This is a genomic window from Pseudomonas veronii, from assembly GCF_001439695.1.
GTDB lineage: Bacteria > Pseudomonadota > Gammaproteobacteria > Pseudomonadales > Pseudomonadaceae > Aquipseudomonas > Aquipseudomonas veronii.
Window position 1 is genome coordinate 107,472 of sequence record NZ_JYLL01000018.1, and the last position, 7,140, is coordinate 114,611.

Sequence of the window (7,140 nt, forward strand, 5' to 3'; positions counted from 1 at the left end):
TGATATGACCCCAGGCTGGATTACCACCACACTGCTGGACAACCAAACCCCCGGCGGCTGGGCCGTCGCGCGCAGCCGCGAGGGTTTTTTACACGACACCAATGGCGCGCTGTTCCCGCGGGAATGGCTCAAGCGCCAGGACCTGGCGGTGTTCGCCGAACACGGTATCGGCCATCTTGACGGCGAGCCGGTGTACCTGCTCGAACTCAATGCCGCCAGCGACGTGCCTGGATGCAGTTGGCAAGGCCTGCGCGGCTTCATGCTGCAAGGCGATCACCGGCTGTACAAAGTGCTGGCCTATGCCGCGCAGATCGGCACCTGGGCGCGGGAACACCGTTTTTGTGGCAGTTGCGGCCAGGCCATGGTTCAGGTGCCTCGGGAGCGGGCGATGTTCTGCGAGGCTTGTGACCTGCGCAGCTACCCGCGCATCTCGCCGAGCATGATTGTGCTGGTGACCCGTGGCGACGAGATCCTGCTGGCGCGGTCGCCGCGCTTTGTCCCCGGGGTCTACAGCACGCTGGCGGGGTTTGCCGAGCCGGGTGAGTCGGCCGAAGACTGCCTGATCCGCGAAGTTCACGAAGAAGTGCAGCTGGAAGTCCGCAATATCCAGTACGTGGGCAGCCAGTGCTGGCCGTTTCCCCATTCGATGATGCTGGGCTTCCATGCCGAGTACGCCGGTGGCGATATCGTGCCCCAGGCCGATGAGATCGAGGACGCGCAGTGGTTCAACATCCACGACTTGCCGCCGTTGCCGGCGTCACGCTCGATTGCGCGTTACCTGATCGACCTCTACGTGGCCCGCCGCTTAGGCCACGCTGAACCAGTGCTGCCAGGCTAGGCGCACCGTCAGGCCGAGGACCACGGTGATAAACACCGGGCGAATGAATTTGGCGCCGCCGCTGATTGCGCTGCGTGCGCCAAAGAACGCGCCCACCATCACCGACACGCCCATGGCCAGCCCGACGATCCAGTCCACCGAACCGTTGATGATAAACACCGACAGCGCCGCCGCGTTGCTGACGAAGTTCATGCTGCGCGCCACGCCGCTGGCTTTGACCAGGTCGATGGGGTGCAGCAGCATCGTGCTCACCGTCCAGAACGCGCCGGTGCCGGGGCCGGCCACGCCGTCGTAGAAGCCCAGGCCGAAGCCTTGGGTGGCCTGCCATTTCTTCTTGATCGGTGCGTCGCCCTCCAGCGGCGCCTTGGGCGTGCCGCCGAACAACAGGTACAGGCCACAACCGAAGACGATCACCGGGAGCATCTTGTTCAGGGTTTCGGCGGGCAGGTAGTGGGCGACGATGGCGCCGGCAAGGGCGCCGATAAACGTACCGACGATGGCATGTACCCACTGGCGCGGGTGAAACAGCTTGCGTCGGTAAAAGGTGAAACTGGCGGTGGCCGAGCCGAAGGTGGAGCTGAGTTTGTTGGTGCCCAGTACCAAATGGGGCGGCATGCCGGCGGTGAGCAGGGCCGGAGTGGTGAGCAAGCCGCCACCGCCGGCGATGGCGTCGATGAAGCCGGCGATGAACGCAACGACGGCCAGGATGGCGAGGGTAGTGAGGTCTACGCTGAGTTCGAAGGGCATGGGCAGGGCTTATGGTTGGCAGGGCGCTATGCGAAAGGCGGCCATCTTACCTGCCCGATGTACGCAAATCCAAATGTGGGAGGGCGCAAGCCTCCTCCCACATTCAAACGGTGCCGGCCTGGCTATTTGTGGGTGCCCAGCCACTCCAGCGCGGTGCGCCAGATGCAGATCCCGAGGAAGTACGCCGACATCAGCGACCACAACCCAAACGTCCACGGGTTGGTGTTCGGGTAATCCACCACCATCAAGAAGCTGCACAGCAACCAGAGCGTGGTCACCGCGATGTTGATCGGCATGAACCGCTTGACCCGGAACGGGTGCAGGAACTTCATCGGCGTCACGGTCAGCAGCGCCAGGCCAATCACCGTGAGCAACGTCACCCACGCGTCGGGCTGGATGATATACACGCAGAGGGCCACCACGTTCCAGGCGGCGGGGAAGCCGACGAAGTAGTTGTCCTTGCTTTTCATGTTCACGTTGCAGAAGCAGAACAGCGACGACACCAGGATCACCGACACCGTGAACAGATGGGTAAAGTCCGGCAGGTCGATATAGCGGTAGATAAACAGTGCCGGGATAAACACATAGGTCAGGTAATCGATCACCAGGTCCAGCACCGAGCCGTCAAAGCTGGGCAGTACCGTGCTGACATTCACGCGGCGGGCCAGGGAACCGTCGACGCCATCGACCACCAGTGCCAGGCCCAGCCACAGCAGGCACGCCTTGGGTGAGTTCTCCAGCAAGGCCAGCGTGGCCAGGAAGGCCAACACCACTCCGGTGGCAGTGAAGCCGTGGGCGCCCCAGGCTTTCAGTCTGGCTACATGCAGGGTCGATATCACGGGCGGTTCTCCAAAGGGTGAAACGGGGCAGCCGACGCTGTGGCAGCGTCGAGTCTGGCCAGGGGATGCAGGTATCGACCGGGAAGGGGAGGATAAGGTTCACCACCCCGGTGATTGCTTAGCGTAGCAAGCGTCGGACGTTTCGGCATCAGCCTTGGCGGAACACCAAGGCTTTCAAGCCGCTTTGCCGATCGATATCCGGGAATTCCGGTGGGTTTTCCAGCCGTTCGACAAAGCGCAGGCCCGGTGCTTCGCGGGTCACGCCGTCGATCAGGAAGTCCTCGCCGAACGCCGGGTCATTCATGCACGCCAGCACCGTGCCTTGTGGCGTGAGCAAATCCGGCAGGCGGCGCAGCACGCGCTGGTAATCCTTGGTCAGCAGGAAACTGCCTTTCTGGAAGGACGGCGGGTCGATGATCACCAGATCATAGGGGCCGCTGTGGATGACCTTGGCCCAGGACTTGAACAAGTCGTGGCCAAGAAAGGTAACGCGGCTCAGGTCATGCCCATTCAGGCGATGGTTGTCGCGACCCCGGCTGAGGGCGCCGCGGGCCATGTCCAGGTTCACCACATGCTCGGCGCCGCCTTCGATGGCCGCCACGGAAAACCCGCAGGTGTAGGCGAACAGGTTGAGTACCCGCAGCCCCTTGGCCTGTTCGCGCACCCAGTTGCGGCCGTAGCGCATGTCGAGAAACAGCCCGCTGTTCTGTTTTTTACCGAGGTCGATCAGGTAGCGCAGGCCGCCTTCGGTAATCGTCAGCTCATCGATCGCATCGCCCACCAGCCATTCGGTGGTGCTTTGCGGCAGGTAGCGGTGCTGCAGGGCTACCGTGTGGGCGCCGGACTGCGCCCATTCGAACTGAACCAGCAGTTGTTTCAGCGCGACCAGGTGCGCCGCCTCCGGCTCCTTGAACAGCGCGACCAGCACCACGCCCTGCAGCCAGTCCACGGTCAGTTGCTCCAGGCCCGGCCAGCAACGGCCGCGCCCGTGGAACAGGCGCCGGGTTTCGGTCGGTGGCGTGGCCAGGGCGGTCAGCAGGTGGGCGTGCAGTGTGGCGAGGGCGTCGGGGTTCATCGTTGAGCGTCGTTCGTTGAGCGGGCGGCATTTTAAACACAATGGCGAGGTTTCGGGGGGTTAGAGCACAACGTGCTGGGAAACGTCTGATTGGCAGCGATTCATGCTCAAAATACGCTTTGGTACGCCTGACATCAGGCAAAAAATCCTCAGTCATCGACATAAACTGGAAAAAAAGCCTGGAGGTGCCCATGAACGGTTTTGCGAGCGCAGTGAATCACACCACAACGGATCAGCTCGCCGGTGATCAAATCGAGCAGGACGAGTGGCGCGACGCCCTGGCCTCGCTGGTGGCCAACGCCGGCCCCGCGCGGGCGCGGCAGATCCTCGACGTGCTGGCCCGTGAAGGCGGCGCCCCGCACATCGACTGGAAACCCCGTCACGGCACCCCGTATATCAATAGCATCAGCGTCGAGCGGCAGCCGGCGTTTCCCGGCGACCTGGCCACCGAAGAGCGCCTGGCCTCGCTGGTGCGCTGGAACGCCCTGGCCATGGTGGTGCGCGCCAACCAGGCGTATGGCGAGCTCGGCGGTCATATCGCCAGCTACGCCAGCGCGGCGGATTTGTTCGAAGTGGGCTTCAATCACTTTTTCCGTGCCCGCCACGAGGGCTTTGGCGGCGACCTGGTGTTCTACCAGCCGCATTCCGCGCCGGGCATTTATGCGCGGGCGTTCCTGGAGGGGCGCCTGAGCGAGCAGGACCTGGCGCACTACCGGCAGGAAATCGGCGGGGCCAAGGTCGGCGCGCGCGGTTTGTCGAGTTACCCGCACCCGTGGTTGATGCCGGACTTCTGGCAATTTCCCACCGGCTCCATGGGCATCGGCCCGATCAGCTCGATTTTCCAGGCGCGCTTTATGCGCTACCTGCAGCACCGCGGCTTGCAGGACACCACCGAGCGCCACGTCTGGGGCGTATTCGGCGACGGCGAAATGGACGAGCCGGAAAGCATGTCGGCCCTGACCCTGGCCGCTCGCGAAGGCCTGGACAACCTGACCTGGGTGGTCAACTGCAACCTGCAACGCCTCGACGGCCCGGTGCGTGGCAATGGGCGGATCATCGATGAACTGGAGGCGTTGTTCGGCGGCGCCGGCTGGAACGTGATCAAGCTGGTGTGGGGCTCGGACTGGGACGCCTTGCTCGCCAAGGACAGCGACGGCGCCCTGGTCAATACGCTGTCGCAGACCGTGGACGGGCAGTTCCAGACCTTCGCCGCCAAGGACGGCGCCTACAACCGCGAGCACTTCTTCGGCCAGAGCGCGTCCCTGGCCAGGCTGGTCGAGGGCATGAGCGATGAACAGATCGACCGCCTCAAGCGCGGCGGCCACGACATGGTCAAGATCCACGCCGCCTACCACGCGGCGCGGCGGGTCAAGGGCAAACCCACGGTGATCCTGGCCCAGACCAAAAAAGGCTTCGGCATGGGCGAAGCCGGGCAGGGCAAGATGACCACCCACCAGCAGAAGAAACTCGATCGCGAGGCGCTGATCGCCTTCCGCAATCGTTTCCAGTTGCCGCTGACGGATGAGCAGACCGAGTCGTTGAGTTTCTTCAAACCGGCCGCTGACAGCCTGGAGTTGCGCTATCTGCATCAACGGCGCAACGCCCTGGGCGGCTACGTGCCCAGTCGCTGCCAGGCCGCCGCGCCGGTCAGTGTGCCGCCTCTGGCCGGTTACGCCGGCTTTGCCACGGCTGCCGCGGGTAAGGAAATGTCCACCACCATGGCCTTCGTGCGTATGCTCACCAACCTGCTCAAGGACAAGCACCTGGGGCCACGCATCGTGCCGATCGTCGCCGACGAGGCGCGTACCTTCGGCATGGCCAACCTGTTCAAGCAGATCGGCATCTACTCCAGCGTCGGCCAACGCTACGAGCCGGAAGATATCGGCTCGATCCTCAGCTACCGCGAAGCCACCGACGGGCAGATCCTCGAAGAGGGCATCAGCGAAGCCAGCGCCATCAGCTCCTGGGTCGCGGCGGCCACCAGCTATTCAGTGCATGGCCTGCGCATGTTGCCGTTCTACATCTATTACTCGATGTTCGGCTTTCAGCGCGTGGGCGACCTGATCTGGGCCGCCGCCGATCAGCGCGCCCGTGGCTTCCTGCTGGGCGCCACTGCCGGCCGCACCACCCTCGGCGGCGAGGGCCTGCAGCATCAGGACGGCAGCAGCCACCTAAGCGCCGCCAGCGTCCCCAACTGCCGTGCCTACGACCCGGCGTTTGCCGGGGAGTTTGCGGTGATCCTCGACCACGGCATGCGCCAGATGCTGGAGCATGATGTCGACGAGTTCTACTACGTGACCCTGATGAACGAAAACTACCCGCAGCCGAGCCTGCCCGAGGGGGTGGAAGCGGCGATCATCAAAGGTATGTACCGCTTGCAGGGCGCGCCTGACGCCCAGGTGCGCCTGCTCGGTTCGGGTACGCTGGTGCGTGAAGCCCAGGCGGCTGCGCAGCTATTGGCGGACGATTGGCAGGTGGCGAGTGAGGTCTACAGCGTGACCAGCTTCAGCGAACTGGCACGGCAGGCGCGGGAGGTGGAGCGTTGGAATCGCTTGCATCCGCAGGCGATCCAGCGCGTCAGTCATGTGAATGATTGCTTGCCCAAGGGCGCCCCGGTGGTTGCAGTGTCGGACTACGTGCGGGCGGTGCCGCAGATGATTGCTTCGTACCTGGATTCCCCCTACACCGTACTCGGCACCGACGGTTTCGGGCGCAGTGATACACGGGCGGCGTTGCGGGATTTTTTTGAGGTCGATCGCCATCACCTCGTGCTGGCCGCGCTGACGGCATTGGCGGAGCAGGGCAGTCTGGATCGGCAGGTATGCCAGCAGGCGATTGAACGCTATGGCCTCCAGGCGGAGCGTGCAGCGTCCTGGATCTAAATGTGGGAGGGGGCTTGCCCCCGATTGCGCCGGGTCAGTGCGCCATAAGCTGACTGACACACTGCTATCGGGAGCAAGCCCCCTCCCACATTTAGAGCGTGGCGATCAGGGCTGGCCCAAAGGCCTCTTTCAAGAACACGGGGGCGATATACCGCTGGTAATGCGCCTCGGACAGCAGGAAAAACTCGCGATCAATTCCATCGCGCAAATCCGCCAGGCTGTGCTCGCGAAATTCCGGCAGCAACACCAGGCCATAGGCGTCCAGCCTGGTAATCACCCGCGCACCCCGGGCAATCAACTGGTAGGCCCAGCAGTACGGCGACTGGTGCGGCATAAAGCGAATCTTGCGGCTTTCCAGTTGCTGGCGCAGGCGCTGTGGGTCGAACACGTCCAGCTTGGAGGCCATCACCTGCACCAGCAGTTGCTCAAGGCGCAGCCACACCGCCTGTTTTTCCTCGGCGTTGTAGCCATTCCACTGGATGACTTCATGGTGATAACGCTTGCACCCGCGGCAGACCAGATCACCGTAAACGGTGGAGCACAGGCCGACGCAGGGGGTCTTGATGGTTTGATTGGGCATAAAAAAACATCGACAGGTGAAACAACACGGCCCCTGAAGGGGCCGTTTTTTCAATCAATCCCAGCTCAACGCACCGCCAGTCTGGTACTCGATCACACGGGTCTCAAAGAAATTCTTCTCTTTCTTCAAGTCCATGATCTCGCTCATCCATGGGAACGGGTTAGTCGTCCCTGGATACT

At 63.2% G+C, this 7,140-nt stretch carries 6 protein-coding genes and 1 pseudogene; 2 read left to right on the plus strand and 5 right to left on the minus strand.

The window, feature by feature from the left end; translation table 11 throughout:
* The first annotated feature begins 4 nt into the window (after window positions 1-4).
* Window positions 5-838 (plus strand): NAD(+) diphosphatase, encoded by an 834-nt coding sequence (gene nudC / locus TU80_RS20605; protein ID WP_017848463.1) that lies wholly within the window; start codon window positions 5-7, stop codon window positions 836-838.
* Here nudC and TU80_RS20610 read toward each other — a convergent pair.
* From TU80_RS20610 to TU80_RS20620, 3 genes are all read right to left on the minus strand, one after another.
* Entirely contained in the window at window positions 806-1,585 is a 780-nt protein-coding gene (locus TU80_RS20610; protein WP_046383211.1) for a TSUP family transporter, read from the minus strand. The genes nudC and TU80_RS20610 overlap by 33 nt on opposite strands.
* Window positions 1,586-1,707: 122 nt before the next feature.
* The gene (gene pcsA / locus TU80_RS20615) at window positions 1,708-2,424 is read right to left on the minus strand and encodes a phosphatidylcholine synthase (protein WP_017848465.1); all 717 of its coding nucleotides are present in this window, start codon (window positions 2,422-2,424) and stop codon (window positions 1,708-1,710) included.
* A gap of 148 nt (window positions 2,425-2,572) precedes the next feature.
* Window positions 2,573-3,499, minus strand: a complete 927-nt coding sequence (locus TU80_RS20620) for a class I SAM-dependent methyltransferase (RefSeq protein WP_057005261.1) — start codon at window positions 3,497-3,499, stop codon at window positions 2,573-2,575.
* Window positions 3,500-3,690: 191 nt separating this feature from the next.
* Here TU80_RS20620 and mdeB point away from each other — a divergent pair, with 191 nt between their 5' ends.
* On the plus strand, window positions 3,691-6,381 hold the full coding sequence (gene mdeB, locus TU80_RS20625) for an alpha-ketoglutarate dehydrogenase (RefSeq protein ID WP_057005262.1): 2,691 nt from the start codon (window positions 3,691-3,693) through the stop codon (window positions 6,379-6,381).
* A 91-nt stretch (window positions 6,382-6,472) separates the two neighbouring features.
* Here mdeB and TU80_RS20630 read toward each other — a convergent pair whose 3' ends face one another.
* Together TU80_RS20630 and TU80_RS33225 are read right to left on the minus strand one after the other, a co-directional pair.
* Window positions 6,473-6,961, minus strand: a complete 489-nt coding sequence (locus tag TU80_RS20630) for a DUF1289 domain-containing protein (protein WP_017848468.1) — start codon at window positions 6,959-6,961, stop codon at window positions 6,473-6,475.
* Between the two features lie 54 nt (window positions 6,962-7,015).
* Window positions 7,016-7,140: pseudogene (locus TU80_RS33225) on the minus strand (ribonucleotide-diphosphate reductase subunit beta); the annotation flags it as partial.

What these genes read in the sequence shown, in the direction of transcription:
- TU80_RS20610 (WP_046383211.1), bottom strand. Translation starts at nt 1,585, where the DNA reads ATGCCCTTCGAACTCAGCGTAGACCTCACTACCCTCGCCATCCTGGCC.
- TU80_RS20630 (WP_017848468.1), bottom strand. Translation starts at nt 6,961, where the DNA reads ATGCCCAATCAAACCATCAAGACCCCCTGCGTCGGCCTGTGCTCCACC.
- mdeB (WP_057005262.1), top strand. Translation starts at nt 3,691, where the DNA reads ATGAACGGTTTTGCGAGCGCAGTGAATCACACCACAACGGATCAGCTC.
- nudC (WP_017848463.1), top strand. Translation starts at nt 5, where the DNA reads ATGACCCCAGGCTGGATTACCACCACACTGCTGGACAACCAAACCCCC.
- TU80_RS20620 (WP_057005261.1), bottom strand. Translation starts at nt 3,499, where the DNA reads ATGAACCCCGACGCCCTCGCCACACTGCACGCCCACCTGCTGACCGCC.